Annotated in this window: 12 protein-coding genes and 1 rRNA gene; 5 read left to right on the top strand and 8 right to left on the bottom strand. The window is 66.6% G+C overall.

Annotated elements, in window-relative coordinates:
* Positions 1–13: 13 nt before the first annotated feature.
* Entirely contained in the window at positions 14–823 is an 810-nt protein-coding gene (locus tag LFT49_RS19955) for an amino acid ABC transporter ATP-binding protein (protein ID WP_272912531.1), read from the bottom strand.
* Complete coding sequence (locus LFT49_RS19960) at positions 823–1830, bottom strand: amino acid ABC transporter permease (RefSeq protein WP_237429198.1); 1008 nt, start codon at positions 1828–1830, stop codon at positions 823–825. The genes LFT49_RS19955 and LFT49_RS19960 overlap by 1 nt, the downstream gene beginning before the upstream one ends.
* 296 nt (positions 1831–2126) lie before the next feature.
* Here LFT49_RS19960 and LFT49_RS19965 point away from each other — a divergent pair, with 296 nt between their 5' ends.
* The 4 genes from LFT49_RS19965 to LFT49_RS19980 all read left to right on the top strand — a co-directional run bounded on the left by LFT49_RS19965 (position 2127) and on the right by LFT49_RS19980 (position 7586).
* Entirely contained in the window at positions 2127–4064 is a 1938-nt protein-coding gene (locus tag LFT49_RS19965) for an FAD/NAD(P)-binding protein (protein ID WP_237429199.1), read from the top strand.
* A gap of 4 nt (positions 4065–4068) precedes the next feature.
* Complete coding sequence (locus LFT49_RS19970; RefSeq protein WP_237429200.1) at positions 4069–4641, top strand: GNAT family N-acetyltransferase; 573 nt, start codon at positions 4069–4071, stop codon at positions 4639–4641.
* Between the two features lie 9 nt (positions 4642–4650).
* A complete protein-coding gene (locus LFT49_RS19975; RefSeq protein ID WP_237429201.1) occupies positions 4651–6426 on the top strand; it encodes a helicase HerA-like domain-containing protein in 1776 nt (591 codons plus the stop codon).
* A gap of 167 nt (positions 6427–6593) precedes the next feature.
* Positions 6594–7586 (top strand): hypothetical protein, encoded by a 993-nt coding sequence (locus tag LFT49_RS19980; protein ID WP_237429202.1) that lies wholly within the window; start codon positions 6594–6596, stop codon positions 7584–7586.
* Positions 7587–7654: 68 nt separating this feature from the next.
* Here LFT49_RS19980 and LFT49_RS19985 read toward each other — a convergent pair whose 3' ends face one another.
* The 4 genes from LFT49_RS19985 to LFT49_RS20000 form a co-directional block, all read right to left on the bottom strand.
* Positions 7655–8524, bottom strand: coding sequence for a type IV toxin-antitoxin system AbiEi family antitoxin domain-containing protein (locus LFT49_RS19985; RefSeq protein ID WP_237429203.1), 870 nt, complete (start codon positions 8522–8524; stop codon positions 7655–7657).
* Positions 8525–8692: 168 nt separating this feature from the next.
* Positions 8693–10717 carry an NHL domain-containing thioredoxin family protein gene (locus LFT49_RS19990; protein WP_237429204.1) on the bottom strand — a complete coding sequence of 675 codons (2025 nt, stop codon included), beginning with the start codon at positions 10715–10717 and terminating at the stop codon, positions 8693–8695.
* Complete coding sequence (locus LFT49_RS19995) at positions 10717–12894, bottom strand: cytochrome c oxidase assembly protein (RefSeq protein WP_237429205.1); 2178 nt, start codon at positions 12892–12894, stop codon at positions 10717–10719. Before LFT49_RS19995 ends, LFT49_RS19990 begins: the two co-directional genes overlap by 1 nt.
* A 111-nt stretch (positions 12895–13005) precedes the next feature.
* Positions 13006–13290, bottom strand: coding sequence for an HU family DNA-binding protein (locus LFT49_RS20000; RefSeq protein WP_011693739.1), 285 nt, complete (start codon positions 13288–13290; stop codon positions 13006–13008).
* Between the two features lie 565 nt (positions 13291–13855).
* Between LFT49_RS20000 and LFT49_RS20005 the strand changes: the two genes are divergently transcribed.
* A complete protein-coding gene (locus LFT49_RS20005) occupies positions 13856–15145 on the top strand; it encodes an ISL3 family transposase (RefSeq protein ID WP_237428630.1) in 1290 nt (429 codons plus the stop codon).
* 141 nt (positions 15146–15286) lie between these two features.
* Here LFT49_RS20005 and LFT49_RS20010 read toward each other — a convergent pair whose 3' ends face one another.
* Together LFT49_RS20010 and rrf are read right to left on the bottom strand one after the other, a co-directional pair.
* Positions 15287–16576, bottom strand: a complete 1290-nt coding sequence (locus tag LFT49_RS20010) for an ISL3 family transposase (protein ID WP_237429206.1) — start codon at positions 16574–16576, stop codon at positions 15287–15289.
* A gap of 204 nt (positions 16577–16780) precedes the next feature.
* Positions 16781–16897: ribosomal RNA gene (rrf, locus tag LFT49_RS20015) — 5S ribosomal RNA — on the bottom strand.
* Positions 16898–17030 lie beyond the last annotated feature (133 nt).

Genomic DNA, 17030 nt, shown 5'->3' on the forward strand with positions numbered 1-17030 from the left:
GGGGTGAAGTCCTTTAGATGTTGAAGGCCGGTTCCAGGACCTTGGAGAAGAAGCTCCGGGTGCGCGGTTCCTGGGGGTTGCTGAAAATGTCCTGCGGGGTGCCCGGTTCCACGATCTGGCCCTGGTCCATGAACACCACGGTGTCCGCCACGTCGCGGGCGAAGCCCATTTCGTGGGTGACGATGATCAGGGTGGTGCCGGACTTGGCCAGTTCGCGGATCACGTCCAGCACCTCGTTGACCAGTTCCGGGTCAAGGGCGGAGGTGGGCTCGTCGAACAGCAGGATTTTGGGGTCCAGGGCCAGGGCGCGGGCGATGGCCACGCGCTGCTGCTGGCCGCCGGAGAGCTGCCGCGGGTAGGCACCGGCGCGGTCCCTGAGGCCCACCCGGTCCAGCAGTTCCAGGCCGCGGCGGCGGGCTTCCTCCTTGGAACGTCCCTGCGCTACGACCGGGGCTTCCGCCACGTTCTCCAGGGCGGTGAGGTGCGGGAACAGGTTGAAGTTCTGGAACACCATGCCGATTTCGGTGCGCTGCTTGAGGATGTCCTTCTCGCGCAGCTCGTGCAGCCGCTCGCCGCGGACCTCGTAGCCCACCAGCTGCCCGTCGATGGCGATGTACCCGCCGTCCACCTTCTCCAGGTGGTTGATGGTGCGCAGCAGGGTGGACTTGCCGGAGCCGGACGGGCCCACGATCACTGCCACGCCGCCCGGCTCCACGGTGAGGCTGACGCCCTTGAGGACTTCGGTGGGCCCGAAAGATTTGCGCACGCCGGTGATCTCCACCAGGCCGCGGGTGGCGGTGGGGGCGGGAAGGGTCTCAGTCATCAGAAGTTCCTCCGGTTGGGCACCGCGTGGGTGGCGAAGAATTTGCGGGCCTTCTGCAGGGGCGTCAGCGGCAGGTTCCGCACCGCGCCCTTGGAGTAGTGCCGTTCGATGTAGTACTGGAAGACGCTCAGCACGGACGTGATGACGATGTACCAGAGTGTGGCCACCAGCAGCAGCGGCAGGACCTGCTGGGTGCGGTTGTAGATGACCTGCACCGTGTAGAACAGTTCCGAGTAGGCCAGGACGTAGACGATCGAGGTGCCCTTGACCAGGCCGATGATCTCGTTGAACGCCGTGGGCAGGATGGCCCGCATGGCCTGCGGGAGCACGATCCGGGTGGAGCGGCGCCAGCCCGGGATGCCCAGCGCGGCCGCGGCTTCCAGCTGGCCCTGGTCCACCGAGAGGATGCCGCCGCGGATGATCTCGGCCGAGTACGCCGCCTGGTTCAGGGTCAGGCCCAGCACCGCTGCCGCGAACTGGCTGATCAGCGTGGTGGTCTGCACCTCGAAGAACCGGACATCGGTGAACGGGATGCCAAGGCTGATCTTTTCGTACAGGTAGCCCAGGTTGTACCAAAGCAGCATCTGAACCAGCAGCGGCGTGGACCGGAAGATCCAGGAGAACGTCCAGGACACCGAGACCAGCAGCGGCGACGCAGATAGCCGCATCAGCGCCAGGATGAAGCCCAGCACGAAGCCCAGGACCCCGGAGATTGCGGTCAGCTTCAGGGTTTCCACCAGCCCGTTGACCACGGACTGCGCGGTGAACCACTGCGCCACCACGCCCCACTCCCAGCGCGGGTTGGTGGCCAGGGACCAGGCCACGGCAAGGACGCCAAGCGCGACGACGGTAGTCCCCACCCAGCGCCCCGGATGCTTTGCTGCCACCACCCGGTAGGACGAATAGTCGGTGGCCTGCCGGACGGGGGCACCAGGCCCGGTTGGCGGCGCTTCCGCCGCGGGCTGCGGTTGTTGTGACTGCGCCACCTTGGTTGCTGCTGAACTCATGCGCCACCTCGATTCTTGTCGTGAATTCCTTGTGCGGGCGGTTGCCCTTGGCTGTTGCCTCTGATGTGGAGCCCTTGCGGCCCGCTGCTGGCTGCAAATCTAGGACCGCGTGGAACGGGCCAGCAAGGCGGCAGGTTGCATATCTTCACCGGAGTTCGCACGGCGTCATGAGTCGTTTTCTTGCGTCGTTTAACCGGCTGTGACGCGGAGTTAACGGGCATGACCAGGCCCTCGACCGCCGTCGTCACGGCTGCCTAGCATGGGCATCCAATCCACCCCCGCCGTCAGGAGCGCCCATGCCAGCCACCATCCCGGCCATCGTCTTCATCGGCGGCGGACCGCGCACGGCGGGCGTGCTGGAACGGATCGCAGCCAACCGGCCGCACGTCTTCGCCGGTCCGCTGCAGATCCACGTGGTGGAGCCGCACATCCCTGGCTCGGGCCGGATCTGGCGCTACGACCAGGACCCCGGCCTCCTGCTCAACTCGATGGCGGCGGACATCACCATGTTCACCGACGAGTCAGTGGACTGCGCCGGCCCCGCCGCCCCCGGTCCCGGGTTGGCCGAGTGGGCCGCCGGCGTGCTGGACGCCTCCATCATCGACGTTCCGGACTTCCCGCAGCCGCTGTGGAAGCAGCTGCGGACCCTGACCGGCACCACCTTCCCCACGCGGCAACTGCAGAGCCAGTACCTCGAATGGTTCTTCCGCCGCGCCGCACGGTCCCTGGGCCGCAGCGTGACCGTCCACCGCACCACCGCCGTCGGCATCACGGCGCCGGAGGGCGGCGGGCACGACGTTGCGCTGGCCAACGGCCGGACCCTGCACGCCGACATCGTGGTCACCGCCCTCGGCCACACCGACTCAAAGCCGGACGCCGTCTCCGCCGGCTTCGCGGACTTCGCCGCCCGGCACGGCGGATACCACGCGGCACCCGCCTACACCACCGACGTCGATTACTCCCCCATCGGCCCCGGGCAGGACGTGATCGTCGCCGGAATGGGCCTGGCGTTCGTGGACCTGCTGGTCCTCCTCATGGAAGGCCGCGGCGGCAGGTTCCAGGAAACGAACGACGGCGGGCTGCGCTACGTTCCGTCGGGACGGGAACCACGGCTGTGGGCCGGGTCGCGCCGCGGGGTGCCGTACCACTCGAAGATCTCCGCAGTCCTGCGGGGACAGGCACCCGGGCCGTTGCAGTTCTTTACGGCGGCGGTGGAGGCCCTGCTGGAGCAGCACGGTGAACTGGACTTCCGGGAGCACCTCTGGCCGCTGATCGCCAAGGAAGCCGGCTATTACTACTACCAGGAACTCCTGACCGGCAGCCCCGAGCGGGCAACCATGGGCTGGGATTCCTTCGCCGCGCGGTACGCCGGCCTCGATTGGTACAGCGGCGAGCGCGCGGACCTGGTGGCCGCCGCTGTCCCGGACGCGGGCCTGCACCTGGACCTGGAACGGCTGGACCGCCCCTTTGCCGGGCTTCGCTTCGACGGGCACCAGGCCGTCCAGGATGCAGTGGCCGAGTACATCGAAAATGACCTGGCCCTGCGGGACAGCCCGAATCATCCGGAAACCCTTGCCCTGTTCCTGGCCCTGCTGCACGTCTACATGGAGGTGGGGCGGGTGGTTCCGGCGGAGCGGCTGAACGCACGCTCGCAGCAGCTCATCCACGGCTGGTGGCATGGCTTCTTCAGCTTTGTTGATTCCGGGCCGCCGCCGCACCGGCTGCGCGAGATGCTGGCGCTGCACCGGGCCGGTCTGCTGCAGTTCCTGGGCCCCGGCCTGGAGGTCACTCTTGACGAGGAGGGTGGAACTTTCCGTGCCACCTCGCCGCATTCAGGCGTCTCCGTTTCTGCCCAAGCGGTGATCGAAGCGCGGCTTCCGTCCACCTCCGTGGCCCGGTCGCTTAATCCCGTGCTTGCCTCGCTGTATGAAAGCGGACTGGGCAGCGAGCAGCAGCTGCTGACTTCGGACGGCATCCACTCCACCGGAAAGCTGCTGGTTTCCCCTGAGCATCGGCTGATGGGAGCCGACAGCAAACCCCAACCCAGCCTCTTCGGCATTGGCCCGGGAACGTCCGGCTGGGGCGCGGGCGCCTTCGCCCGGCCCAACACCAACGCCGCGCCCTTCCGGGAAAACGACGCCCTGGCCCGGACCATCCTCGGCGTTGCCCGGGATACCGCCGCCCCGCCGTCCGGGACAATATCTCCAGAACCAGCCGCTGTTGGAAAGAAGTGAATCCGTGACCGCAGAACCCGACCTCAAACCCCGGTCCCTCGATCCCGCCAGCCTTACGGTCCTCAGCCTGCCCATGCACGATCCGCGGGTCCGACCGCTGCTGGACGAGCTCGCCGTCGAATATGACACCCGCTACGGGGACCTGTTCGGGCGCAGCGCTGCCGCAGAGGAACTGAACCGCTACCCGGCGGAGGAATTCGAGGAGCCGAACGGCGCGCTCCTGGTGATCCAGGAGGACGGCGAGTCGATCGCCGGCGGGGCGTTCCGCCGGTACGACGACACCACCGCGGAACTGAAACGGATCTGGACCCACTCAGCCCACCGGCGTCGTGGCTTGGGCCGTTTTGTGCTGGCCGAACTCGAGGCCATGGCCGCCGCCCGCGGCTACACCCGGCTGTACCTCACCACCGGTCCGCGGCAGCCCGAGGCCAAGCACCTCTACCTGAACACCGGCTACCGGGCGCAGTTCGACGTGGACGCCGATCCGGAGACCATCGGGCCGCTGGCGTTCACCAAGGACCTGGCGCCGCAGAATTGGACGGCGGTGTCTCCCGGCAGGCAGGGCAGCCGCCGCTAAGCTAGCGCCATGGCCACCAAAACCACAGCAGAGAAGCTTGCCACCCTCCAGAAGGGCTACACCCTGGAAGGCGCCACCATCGAGCTGGGAGCCGCCATCATCGACGGCGAACTGCACAAGGACGCGCCGGTGCGGCTGCCGCTGGCCATGATGAACCGGCACGGGCTGGTGGCCGGCGCCACCGGAACCGGCAAGACCGTCACGCTGCACATGATGGCCGAACAGCTCTCCACCGCCGGGGTCCCCGTGTTCCTGGCCGACATCAAGGGTGACCTCTCCGGCCTGGCGACGGCCGCCGTCGGGAGCGACAAACTCAAGGCCCGCACGGACAGCATCGGCCAGCCGTGGGAGGGCAAGACGTTCCCGGTGGAGTTCCTGGCGCTGGGCGGCGACGGCAACGGCGTCCCGGTCCGCGCCACGGTCACCTCATTCGGGCCCATCCTGCTCTCCAGGATCATGGAACTGAACGACACACAGGAATCCAGCCTGCAGCTGGTGTTCTACTTCGCGGACAAGAACGGCCTGGAGCTGATCGACCTCAAGGACCTGCGCGCCGTCATCCAGTTCCTCACCTCGGACGAGGGCAAGGACAAGCTGGAGGAACTCGGCGGCCTGTCCAAGGCGACGGCCGGTGTGATCCTGCGGGAGCTCGTGAACCTGGAGGCGCAGGGCCTGGAGAAGTTCTTCGGCGAGCCGGAATTCGACACCGCGGAGCTGCTGCGCACCGCCCCCGATGGCCGCGGGGTGGTCACGTGCCTGGAGCTGCCCACCCTGCAGACCAAGCCCATGCTGTTCTCCACCTTCCTGATGTGGCTTCTTGCCGACCTGTTCGAGGACCTCCCCGAGGCCGGCGACCTGGACAAGCCCAAGCTCGTGTTCTTCCTGGACGAGGCGCACCTGCTCTTCAACGGCGCCACGAAGGCTTTCCTGGACGCCATCACCACCACCGTCCGGCTGATCCGGTCCAAGGGCGTGGGCATCTTCTTCGTCACCCAGACGCCCAAGGACGTGCCCGCCGACGTCCTGGGCCAGCTGGCCAACCGGGTGCAGCACGCCCTGCGCGCGTTCACCCCCGAGGACGCCAAGGCACTGAAGGCCACGGTGTCCACGTTCCCGGTGAGCGACTACGACCTCGAAGAGACCCTGACCTCCGCCGGCATCGGTGAGGCCGTCATCACCGTCATGAACGAAAAAGGCGCCCCCACGCCGGTGGCCCTCACCCGGCTGCGCGCCCCCGAATCCGTCATGGGTCCCAGCGACGAAGCCCTGGTCCGCAGCACCGTGGCCGGTTCGGCGCTGCTGGGCAAGTACGGAACTGCGGTGGACAACCCTTCCGCATACGAGAAGCTGAACGGCAAGGCGGCCGCGCCCACGGGTCCGGCGGCTTCTGAGCCTGCTGGCGGCGCTTCGGCCGGTGCCCCAACTGCTCCTGGCGCTTATGACGTGGACGCTGAAGCACGGAGGATCGAGGAGGAAATCCTGGGCCGGCCCAGCAGCAGGCCACCGCAGGCCCCGGTCCCGGCGCCAGAGGATTCCGACGTGCAGTACGGCACCCCTGATTACAGCGAGCCACGTGAGTCCAAGCCCAGGGCCAAGGCGCCCCGCTCCAGGAAGCCGTCGTCCCCAGAGCCGGAGCCGGGCGGCATGATGGGTGATCTGGGCGGGGTCCTCGGTGGTGCCCTGGGCGGCGGGCTGAAGAGCATGGCACGGTCCATGGGTACGCAGCTGGGCCGCGAATTGCTTCGCGGAGTGTTCGGCACGTCATCCCGCCGCCGCCGTCGCTGACCCGCGTTTCCCAGGCGGCAACTGCTGTCCCTGGCCGATGCCCAGGGCTCCTGTTGCCGCTGTCCCGGCGCCCCGCCGTCGGGCGTTACGTAGGTGTTGCCTGTCTGATTAGGGGGACACCAACTTTAGAGTGCGTCCGCACTGACGTTACTGTGTAGAACGTGCAGATGAGTCAAGCGTTGGTGAGGATCGCGGCCGGATGGCTGTTGGGCCTCATGCTTGCCGTCGCCGCAGCCATCGTGGCCATCAACGTCGTGAACAACACCGTGGCCAGCCCGCAGCAGCCTGTCCGGGAGTACCTGGACGCGCTGAAGAGCGGTGACGGCGGGCGTGCCCTGGGGCTCCTCAAAGCCGCCGTTCCGCCCAGCAACGCCGCGATGCTGGACGGCCCGGGGCTGCAGTCGTCCGCTTCCCGGCTCTCCAACATCAGCATCGGGGACCCTCAGGAACGCCCGGGCAACCAGGTGATGGTGCCCATGGACTACACGATCGACGGCAGCCGGCTGCACACGGAATTCCTGCTCCAAAAGACCGGCACCGAGTGGCTGTTCTTCAACACATGGGCGTTCGTGCCGTCGCGGCTGCCCACCGTGGACATCACCGTGGTCAACGGCAACGAGGCCCAGGTCAACGGTGTTCCGGTGAACATGCCCAACGGGCGCAACTCCTTCGCCGTGTTCTACCCCGGCCAGTACGAGGCCTCCCTGGACGGACAGTACTTCTCCGCTGCCGCCACCCGCGCCACGGTCACCTCCAAGGATGCGCCCGTGGCCCCGCTCAACCTGCTGACCCAGGCCACGGACAAGCTGAAAAGCGACGTTGCCGCCAAGATCCGGGAGTTCCTGGACGGCTGTGCGGCGGAGGCGGTCAAGGAACAGAAACTCCAGCCGGACTGTCCCTTCTATTACGCCAGCAACAACCGGGTCCAGGACGGCAGCATCCGGTGGACCGTGACCGAATACCCGGGCGTCTCCGTGGAGCCGTTCGACGGCCGCTGGGTGGTTGCCCCCCTGGACGGCAAGGCCAAGGTGGAAGCGCTGCAGCAGAACTCGTTCACGGGGGCCTGGTACCCGCTGGACGCAGAGGTGGACTTCAGCTTCACCACCCGCCTGGATGTCACGGGTGACACGGTCAAGGTCACTCCGCAGCTGAGCTTCTAGGCCTGCTTCAGGGTGCTGTGCCAGACTGGCCCAGTTTTGAACCCATGCCTGCCGCGTTCTTCAGTGTCCTAAGCCCAACCGCCCCGAAAACTGGGCTGGTCCGGCTGCGGCCACCGCAGTGACCCCCGCACCAGGACCTCCCGGACCTGCGCCAGGACGGATTCCGGGGCGAAGACCACGTCGTCATAGAAGAACCTGAGTACGGGTAGTCCGTGACGGACAGCCATGTTGTCCCTGCGGCGGTCCTTTTTGAATTGACGGGCATCAAGATGGAAGGCGAGCCCGTCAATTTCCACGATGAGGAACCCTTCCAGCAGGAAGTCCACGCGGCCGATCCCCTCGATCCACACCTGGGTCTCGGTGGCTATGCCCGCCTCCCGGAACAGCACCCGGGCCAAGGTTTCCAGGAGAGAGTCTGCGCCGCGTTCAACCTTGGACACAACATTGCGTGCTTTGCCTGACCGGTTACCCTTCAGGTGGCGCAACAGCAGGGACGGCTCAATGTCCCCTCTGTTGTAGGCGCATTCCACCATGACCAGCGACTCGAGTTCCGGCAGGCACAGCAGTGCGTGAAGCAGGACGTCGGGAAGTGCTGCAAGGGTCCGATGACGGGGCCTCTGCGTCAGGGGAAGGCGGTGGCTGACACAACGGAGGGCACGTCTTCCGTTGCTTTGCCAGTAGTGCGGCCGGGCAGCCGGTTGAAGCTGCCAGAGACCGTAATGCGGGGCGGCAGATGCGCACGTCAGCAGGCTGCGGGCCAGTCCTGCGCCCACCAGCTCGGCGTCAGCACCCGGAACGGCCAGCAGCCCGCGCTCCAACCGCACCACCTGCCCGCCACGAACTGCGCGGCTGATCTCTGTTTCCGTCGCCCCGGCGGCAGCCACGTCGCGCCGCAGCAGCACTCCTCCGGCGGATTTGAGGATTTCCGATGGGTCCATGACGCCACAATGTCTGTCCCCAGTGGCTGTCGGCAGGTATCACGGGCGCTATGTGGGCAAGGGGGCTGTGCGCACTGGCCCGGTTTTGGGGCCGCAGAAACGGAACTGGCCCCGTCTTCAGGCTTTCAAAGCTTGAAAACTGGGCCAGTTCAGCAGGAAAGAACGCGGTCAGTCCATGCCGCGCAGGTCCAGCACCAGCTCGGTATCACCGTCGGCCTGCAGGACCACCGGGATGCCCCAGTCCTGCTGGTAAAGGTGGCAGGCGGCGTGGTCCGGGATCTCGCCGTCCTCGGTCTCGGGGCCGTCGCAGGCGGCGGCGCGGGCGGTGATGTGCAGCACGCCCTCGGGCACGTCCGCGGACAGCTCCAGGGTGCGCAGCAGTCCCACCGAGGTTCCGCCGCCGGAGACCAGCAGCTCGGGCGGGGTGGAGGAGATCTTCAGCTGCGTGGGGTCGCCCCAGCGGTCATCGAGCTTCTGTCCGGTGGGCGCCGTGAAGCGGACGGTCAGGTCCAGCGTGCCGGGCGCCACGGGGCTCTTGGGCCGCTGGGTCTGGGACGCGCCCTCGTCCACCTGCTGCGCTTCCTTGGGGATCGGTACGTACACCAGCTGGTGCTTGTTGGCCTCAACCACCACCAGCAGGGGTTCGGAGCCCGCGGACTGCGTGTGGTCCACGATCACGTCGGAGGGCTCGGCGAGGCCTCGGGCCAGGGTGGACACGGTGCCGGACGCGGGGTCGTAGCGGCGCACGGCTCCGTTGTAGGTGTCGGCAATCGCCACGGAGCCGTCGGGCAGGACCGTGACGCCGAGCGGGTGCTGAAGCCGGGCTTCGGAGGCGGGGCCGTCGCGGAAGCCGAAATCGAACAGGCCCTTGCCCACAGCGGTCTCCACGGTGATGGTGCCGCCGTCGGCGATGACCAGTTTCCGGAGGGCGGAGGTTTCCGAGTCCGCAACCCAGATGTTGCCGTCGGCGTCTTCGGCCAGGCCGGAGGACTGGGCGAACCAGGATTCGTGCGCCGGTCCGTCCAGGAGGCCTTCCAGACCGTTGCCGGCGATGATCGACACGGCACCGGCGACGGGGTCAAAGCTGAAGATCTGGTGCGTGCCGGCCATGGCCACTACCACCGCGTTCAGCTTGCGCGACCACACCACGTCCCAGGGCGAGCTCAGCGCAACGTCCAGCGGGTCGTTGCCCAGTGAGCCGCTGAAGCCGGCGCCTTCCTCGTCCACGCGCGCAGGCCCGGTTTCCAGCAGCCGCTGGATGCCGTTGCCTGCCAGGGTGGAGGCCTTGCCGTCCGTGAGCGAGAGTCCGCGCAGGCGGTGGTTGACCGAGTCGGCAATGACGACGTCGTAGCCCGCCTTGACTGCCACGTCTTCCGGCAGCAGGACCAGGCCCTGGGGTTCGTTGAACTGGGCGCTGGCGGTGTCCCCCGCGGCGGGACCGTCGGCGTAGCCCTTGGTGCCCGAGCCGAAGGTGGCCAGGACGGTTTCGAAGTCGGTGCCTAGTTCCACCAGGCGGTGGTGCCCGGTGTCGGTGACCAGCCAGGAGCCCTTGTCGGCAGCAACGGCGGCTGCGGCACCTGCTGGCGTGCCGTCGTCGGACGTTCCAGCCAAGGCCGTGGATCCGCGGCCCGGCGGCAGGAAGAGCGCCTTGCCGGGGAAGCGCAGGGTGCCGGAGGTCGCTTCGGGCGCCACGTAGGGGCCTGAGCCGCGGTGCAGCGTGCCCTTGGCTTCGTGCTCGGCGATCAGTTCGGGGATCAGGACGGCCAACCCGTCCGCGTGGCCCTCACCGGAGAGGTGGGCCACGATGTAGCCCTCCGGGTCGATGACCACCAGGGTGGGCCAGGCGCGGGCCGTGTAGGCCTTCCAGGTGTCCAGCTCGGGGTCATCCAGCACGGGGTGGTGGATCTCGTAGCGCTCCACGGCCGCGGCCAGCGCCACCGGGTCAGCCTCGTGCTCGAACTTGGGCGAGTGGACGCCCACGGTGACCAGCACATCGGAGTACTGCTGCTCCAGCGGGCGCAGCTCATCCAGAACGTGCAGGCAGTTGATGCAGCAGAAGGTCCAGAAATCGAGCAGCACGATCTTGCCGCGCAGGGCCTCCAGGTCAAGGGTCTTTCCACCGGTGTTCAACCAGTTGCGGCCCACCAGTTCGGAGGCCCGGACCCGGGCATGCGTGCGTACGGTTTCGCTCATCAGCGTCCTTCCAGCTTGTTGCGTTCAGCCAGCCTGGCATCGCGTTCGGCCAATTTGGCAAACATATCGTTGTAAGCGGTTAGATCGGCGTCATTATTCCTGTCCGCCGCGCGGTCCACGCGTGTCGCCTCCCGCTGGCTCGACCCGGACCACATAATGGCGACGCCGATCGCCACCAGCAGCGTGGGCACCTCACCGATGCCCCAGGCCACGGCGCCGCCGGCCTGCTGGTCCGCCAGTGCCGAGGGGCCCCAGGCACGGCCCAGGTTGCCGAAGTAGTCCGCGGCCAGGAGCCCGGTCCCGCCCATGATGGAGACCCCGAAGAAGGCGTGGAAGCCCATGGTGGCCAGGAGCAGGAGCAGCCTCATGGGGTACGGGGCGCGGCGGGGAAGCGGGTCCGTGCCGATCATGGTCAGCACGAAGATGTACCCCGTCAGCAGGAAGTGCAGGTTCATCAGTTCATGGCCCACGTGCTCCCGCATGGCGAAGCCGAACAGGTCCGAGTAGTAGAACAGCACGATGGAGCCGGCAAAGTTGGCCGCCGCGAACAGCGGGTGCGTGACCAGCTGCGAGAACTTGGAGTGCACGAAGACCAGGAGCCACTCCCGCATGCCGCGGGAGCCGTCGCCACGGGCAGGCAGCGCCCGCAGTGCCAGGGTCACCGGAGCGCCCAGCACCAGGAAGATTGGCGCCACCATGGTCAGCGCCATGTGGTCCACCATGTGCGCGGAGAACAGGATGCGGCCATAGACCGACGGCGGCCCGGACGTGATGTAAGTCAGCACCACCAGGCCAATGACCCAGTTCAGCGACCGGAACCAGGGCCAGGAGTCGCCTCGCCTGCGGATCTTGGCGACGCCCATGAAGTAGGTCACCAGCCCGAACAGGGCAACGCCCACCCAGATCCAGTCCAGCCGCCACTCGGTGAGCCAGCGTTCCGGCGTGAGTTCGGGCGGCAGCTCGTAGCCGCTGAGGATGAAGGCGGGTGACGCGTTGGGGGCGGGCTCGGTGGGCTGTGGCGGGGCTGAGCGGCCCAGGGCCACGGCGATGCCGGACGTGGCGCCCATGATCAGCAGTTCAGCGACAATGAGCTGCCACAGGACGCGCCTGGAGGACAGGGTGGAGCCCTTGCGTCCCAGTTGCGGAATGACCCACTGCCGGTGCATGAAGCCGATGCCGCCCAACACCACCGCGGCTGCGGTCTTGGCCAGGATCAGCTGTCCGTAGGCGGAACCGAAGAGATCGGACCAGCTGGTGACGCGGATGCTGGCGTTGATGATGCCTGAGGCGAAGACCAGTACGAAAGCGAACCCGGCCAGGCTGGAGAAGCGCCGGAGTGTGGGTTCGGTGATGTCAGTTGCCGCGCCGGGCTTCGCGTCGGTCAGGATGCCGGAGAGCAGGGCCAGGATGATGATGCCGCCCACCCAGGTGGTCACGCCCACAAGGTGCAGGCCGAGCGAGTTGATGGCACCTTCGTGATCGGAAGAGCTTGACGAGTGGCCGATCAGGGCTGCGGGTACCAGGCCGATCAGGGCCAGAATGAGGGTGAGGGCCAGGCCGCCCAGGGACCGGACGCCGAACAGCGCGGTGGTGACCACTGCGGCAATGATGATGACGGCGAGCCATGCGCGGCCGGTTTCAATATCGGTCATGAAGTAGACCAGCGCCTGGGTGAAGGCGGGATCACCGGACAGCCCCTGCCCTGCTACGTCGCCGTACGTGAGTACCAGGACTGCGATGGCGGACAAGGTCCACACCGCACCGGCGACAGCTGCTATCGCCAGCGCGCGGGTGAAGGCGGGGTGCTCCGGTACTTCACTGCCTCCTGAAGCTGCCGTTCCCCGGCCTCGCGGAGTGTGGTGCCGGGCGTTGAGGTTCTTTGGAAGGATGCCGACGGCGAAGACCAGGCCCCCGACGACGGTCGCCAACGAAACGTTATGGATGGCCTTGCTGATCGGCAGGCCCCACCGGACCAGTGCCCCGGGATCGGCAACGCTGCGGGCCGCTGCGGCGCCGGAGAAGATCAGGGCTGCCGCGAGGCCAAGGAAGAGCGCCGCCAGGCCCGCAAGCTGCCAGGGCAGCGTAATCCCCCGGGTTCCGGCATCCCGGACCGCAGCTCCCTTGCCGGGATCGGTCTGGGGAGGGGTGGAACGTGGTTTTGCGGCAGAAGACACCATTCCATTGTCCGTCACGCCCGCCCAGGCCGCGAATCCGGGTTAAAAAGCAAGGAGCGGCAACCTCTCGGTTGCCGCTCCTGTTCCGGCCGGTGATATGCCGGCAGGGGAAGCCTACTTCTTGGAGACTGCAGCCTTCAGCTTGGAGCCGGCGGTCAGCTTCACGCTGTGGCCTGCTGCAATCTGGATGGTCTCGCCGGTCTGCGGGTTGCGGCCGGTGCGGGCTGCACGGTCGGTGCGCTCAACTGCGAGCCAGCCCGGGATGGTGATCTTCTCGCCGGCGGCGACAGAAGTCTCGAAAACCTCGAACAGTGCATCGAGGACGGAGTTAACGGCAGCCTGGCTGGTGCCGGCCTTGCCTGCTACCTCTGCAACAAGTTCACTACGGTTCTTAGCCATTTATGTCCTCCTGGACGGTTCTGATTCTGGAGCCTGCACGCGGCATGCGCACAGGCCACTGTCCGAAAACTTACCAGCTTGGGCCCTTCCGATCCGCAAATTCCGCGTGTTTCCGGGACTTTTTGAGGTTAATCACCGATTCCGGGCCATATTCGCGTCCCGCCGGGACCGGTTTGGGCTCAGAGCCCCGTTTCTCCCCCGGTGCCCGCTCAGGTATGGCGTGTTCTCCCGCGACGCCGGCTCACCTCTGGCAGGTTCTCCCCCGACGCCCGCTCACGTCTGGCAGGTTCCCGCCCGACGCCCGCTCGCGTCTGGCAGGTTTTCCCTGGGCGCCCGCTCTCAAGGCATCGTTACCAGGTGAGCGGGGGTTGATCGTTTACCCGCCAGAAGTGAGCGGGGGTTGATCGCTTACCCGCCAGAAGTGAGCTGGGGTTGATCGTTTACCGGTCAAAGGGGCTCTTCGTGGTTGATGGTGAAACAGGTTCGTGTCTTGAAAGCTGAAGGGCTCGTAGCCCTGCTGTGATGGATGTTCTCTACGCATTCATCAAGTCAGGAGCTACGAGCCTTGATCGAGCCTACTTCGCCGCGCCCCGATGCTGCCACCGCAATTTTCAACCTGCCCGACTACCGCGTCACCGATACTGAGATCCTCGCTTTCGGGCAGCGCCGGATCCAAGTCGTGGCCACCGCCGAGGCCGGCTGCCCATCCTGCGGCGTCATCAGCACCCGCGTTCATTCCCGCCGGCCACAACGCCTGCGTGACATCCCCGTCGCCGGGCCGGTCGAAGTGGTCTGGGCCAAGCGGAGATTCTTCTGCGATGAGTACCTGTGCCCGCGCCAGACATTCACCGAGGAAACAACCCAGGTCCCGCGCCGGGCACGGTCCACCCATCGGCTCCGTGAGGCCCTGGTTGCCGCCGTCATCGGATCCGGCAGGGCAGCCGCCGAGGCCGCCGCTTCTTTCGGAGTCTCATGGTGGCTCGTGCAGCGGGCCCTGGACTCTGCGGCGCTGACGCTGCCCGATGTCGACGCCCTTGCACCGCGGATGCTCGGCATCGATGAACATCGCTACCGGTCCGTGCGGTTCTTCCGCGACCCGGCCACCAAGGCCTGGAAACGCTACGAACCATGGATGACCACCATCGTCGATCTTGACACCGGACAAGTCCTAGGGATCGTTGACGGCCGCGACAGTGAGGGCGTCGGGGACTGGCTTTTCGCCCGTCCGCTCGAATGGCGCCTGGGCGTGCAGGTCGTTGCCATCGACCCATCCGCCGCTTTCCGCAAAGCCCTGCGGATGTGGCTGCCACGCACCGCTGTCTCAGTCGATGCATTTCACCTGGTCAAGCTTGGCAACGACATGCTCACCGAAGTCCGGCAGCGCCTCACGCAGCAGGTTCATGGCCGGCGGGGACGCGCCATCGACCCGGTATGGGCAAATCGGCGACTGCTCCTGCGGGCCGGGGACACACTCTCGGACCGGGCACGGAACAGGCTCAGCACCGTGTTCGACACCGACGACGCCACCGGGAAGTTGCAGGCCGCGTGGCTGGTCAAGGAACAGCTCCGCGCCCTGCTGACCACCGGGTCCCTCGCCCACGCGGCCGCCGCGAAAGACCAGCTTCAGACACTGGTTGTCAAAGCCGCGCAGCCCGAAACCAACCGGCTCTGGCGGACGGTCTGCCGCTGGTGGAAAGAGATCGAAGTGCTCATCGTCACCGGTGCGACAACCGCGAAAGTGGAAGCCAACAACACCGCGATCAAGCACATAAAGAGGACCGGCCGGGGATTCACCAACGCACGCAACTACAAAACGCGTATCCTGTTGCGCAGTGCCGCCAGAACAGCGGCATGAACATCCTTCACGGCAGAACATTCACCACGAACCGTGAAGAGCCGTCAAAGGTGAGCGGGGGTTGGTGTTTTACCCGCCGGAGGTGAGCTTGGGTTTCTGGCTCTTCGCGGTTCGTGGGGAAATGGATCCCTGGAATGAGCGTCATGCCGCCGTCCTGACGGCACTTCTCAAGAGAATAACCGATTTGTAGTTGGCGGCGTTGCGGTACCCGCGGGCGGTTCGTTTGATGTTCTTGATTGCGGTGTTGTTCGCCTCGACCTTGCCTGTCGTGGCGCCGGTAATGATCAGCACCTCGATCTCCTTCCACCACCGGCAGACTGTACGGTACAGCCTGTTCGTCTCCGGCCGTGCGGCTTCCTTGACCAGCTCCTCGAGTACCTGCTTGGCCGCCGCGGCGTCCTCCAGGGAGCCGGTGCGCAACAGGGCGCGGAGTTGTTCCTTGACCTTCCAGACGGCCTGGAGGGTGCCGGTTGGATCGTCCAGGGCGAACACTTCCTCGAGTCGGAGGGCGGCCCTACACGTGAGGGTGTCACCGCCGCGCAGCAGGAGCATGCGGTGGGCCCAGGCCTTGTCGATGGCCCTGCCGCGGCGGCCCTTGACCTGTTGGGAGAGGTTCTGCCTGGTCTCAGTCATTGCCTGGTTGGCCAGCGAGATCAGGTGGAAGTGATCGACGGCGACAGCAGTGCGGGGAAGCCACATCCGTAAGGCTTTGCGGAACGCCGCGGAGGGGTCGATTGCGACGACCTGCACGGCCAGCCGCCACTGCAGGGGCCGGGCGAACAGCCAGTCCCCGACGCCCTTGTGGTCTCGGCCGTCGACCACGCCGAGGACTTGGCCGGTCTCCAGATCCACGATGGTTGTCATCCACGGCTCGAACCGTGTCCACGCCTTCGTGGTCGGGTCCTGGAAGTAGCGCACGGACCGGAACCGGTGTTCATCAATGCCCAGCATCCGCGGACTGAGCTTGTCCACGTCGGGCAGCCGCAGCAGGCAGGCCTCGGTCACCGCAGCCCGGACCATCCACCAGGACACGGCGAAGCCGGCAGCTGTCTCCGAGAAAGCCCTGCCGGAGCGAATGACCGCGTCCACGAGCTGGTCCCGCAGCCGGCTCGTCGACCGGGCACGGCGCGGCACTTGCGGCGTGGATTCGAAGAACGAGAGCCGGTCGCACGCTGACTCTTCGCAGTACCAGCGGTACTTGGACCAGAGCACGTCCACCGGCCCGGCGACGGGAATATCGCGGAGCCGTTGAAGGCGGCGTTCCTTCCGCCGGGAGGCAATGACCCCACAGCTCGGGCAGCCCGGTAGCGCGTCAGTTTCGACGATGACCTGACGGCGGCCAGCGGACATGGTCGTGGAGATGACACGGTAGTCGGGCAGGTTGAAGAGGATGGTGGCAGCATCGGCTGCGACCCCGGTAGGCTCGTTCAAGGCTCGTGGTCCTGTTCCAGGTTGAATGCTTAGACACACTCATCCCAACAGGGCCACGGGCCCCTTTGTCTTCAACGACACGAACTCAATTCCCCATCAACCGCGAAGAGCCGGGTTTCTGGGGGCCGGCCCCGGTACCCTTTTTGGTTGTTAAATGTGGGAGGCCCCAACCGTGTGGTTGGGGCCTCGACCAGTTAATAGTTGTTCCGGCGGTGACCTACTCTCCCACACCCTCCCGGGTGCAGTACCATCGGCGCTGTGGGTCTTAGCTTCCGGGTTCGGAATGGGACCGGGCGTTTCCCCCACGCTATGACCGCCGTAACCTTTTCACCCGAACCCCTTGGGTGTTGCCGGGGGTGGGAAGACTGTGGTTACAACATTGGTGGTGTTGTTGTATGTAGTTGTTGGTTCCGTGCCATCGACCCCGGGTGTTGGGGGTTGTTGGTTGGGAACC

The sequence above is a fragment of the Arthrobacter sp. FW306-06-A genome, from assembly GCF_021870055.1.
Classification (GTDB): domain Bacteria; phylum Actinomycetota; class Actinomycetes; order Actinomycetales; family Micrococcaceae; genus Arthrobacter.

Bases quoted from the DNA above. Each gene is read 5' to 3' on its own strand.
- LFT49_RS19955 (WP_272912531.1), bottom strand. From the start codon at position 823: ATGACTGAGACCCTTCCCGCCCCCACCGCCACCCGCGGCCTGGTGGAG.
- LFT49_RS19960 (WP_237429198.1), bottom strand. From the start codon at position 1,830: ATGAGTTCAGCAGCAACCAAGGTGGCGCAGTCACAACAACCGCAGCCC.
- LFT49_RS19965 (WP_237429199.1), top strand. From the start codon at position 2,127: ATGCCAGCCACCATCCCGGCCATCGTCTTCATCGGCGGCGGACCGCGC.
- LFT49_RS19975 (WP_237429201.1), top strand. From the start codon at position 4,651: ATGGCCACCAAAACCACAGCAGAGAAGCTTGCCACCCTCCAGAAGGGC.
- LFT49_RS19980 (WP_237429202.1), top strand. From the start codon at position 6,594: ATGAGTCAAGCGTTGGTGAGGATCGCGGCCGGATGGCTGTTGGGCCTC.
- LFT49_RS19985 (WP_237429203.1), bottom strand. From the start codon at position 8,524: ATGGACCCATCGGAAATCCTCAAATCCGCCGGAGGAGTGCTGCTGCGG.
- LFT49_RS19990 (WP_237429204.1), bottom strand. From the start codon at position 10,717: ATGAGCGAAACCGTACGCACGCATGCCCGGGTCCGGGCCTCCGAACTG.
- LFT49_RS19995 (WP_237429205.1), bottom strand. From the start codon at position 12,894: ATGGTGTCTTCTGCCGCAAAACCACGTTCCACCCCTCCCCAGACCGAT.
- LFT49_RS20000 (WP_011693739.1), bottom strand. From the start codon at position 13,290: ATGGCTAAGAACCGTAGTGAACTTGTTGCAGAGGTAGCAGGCAAGGCC.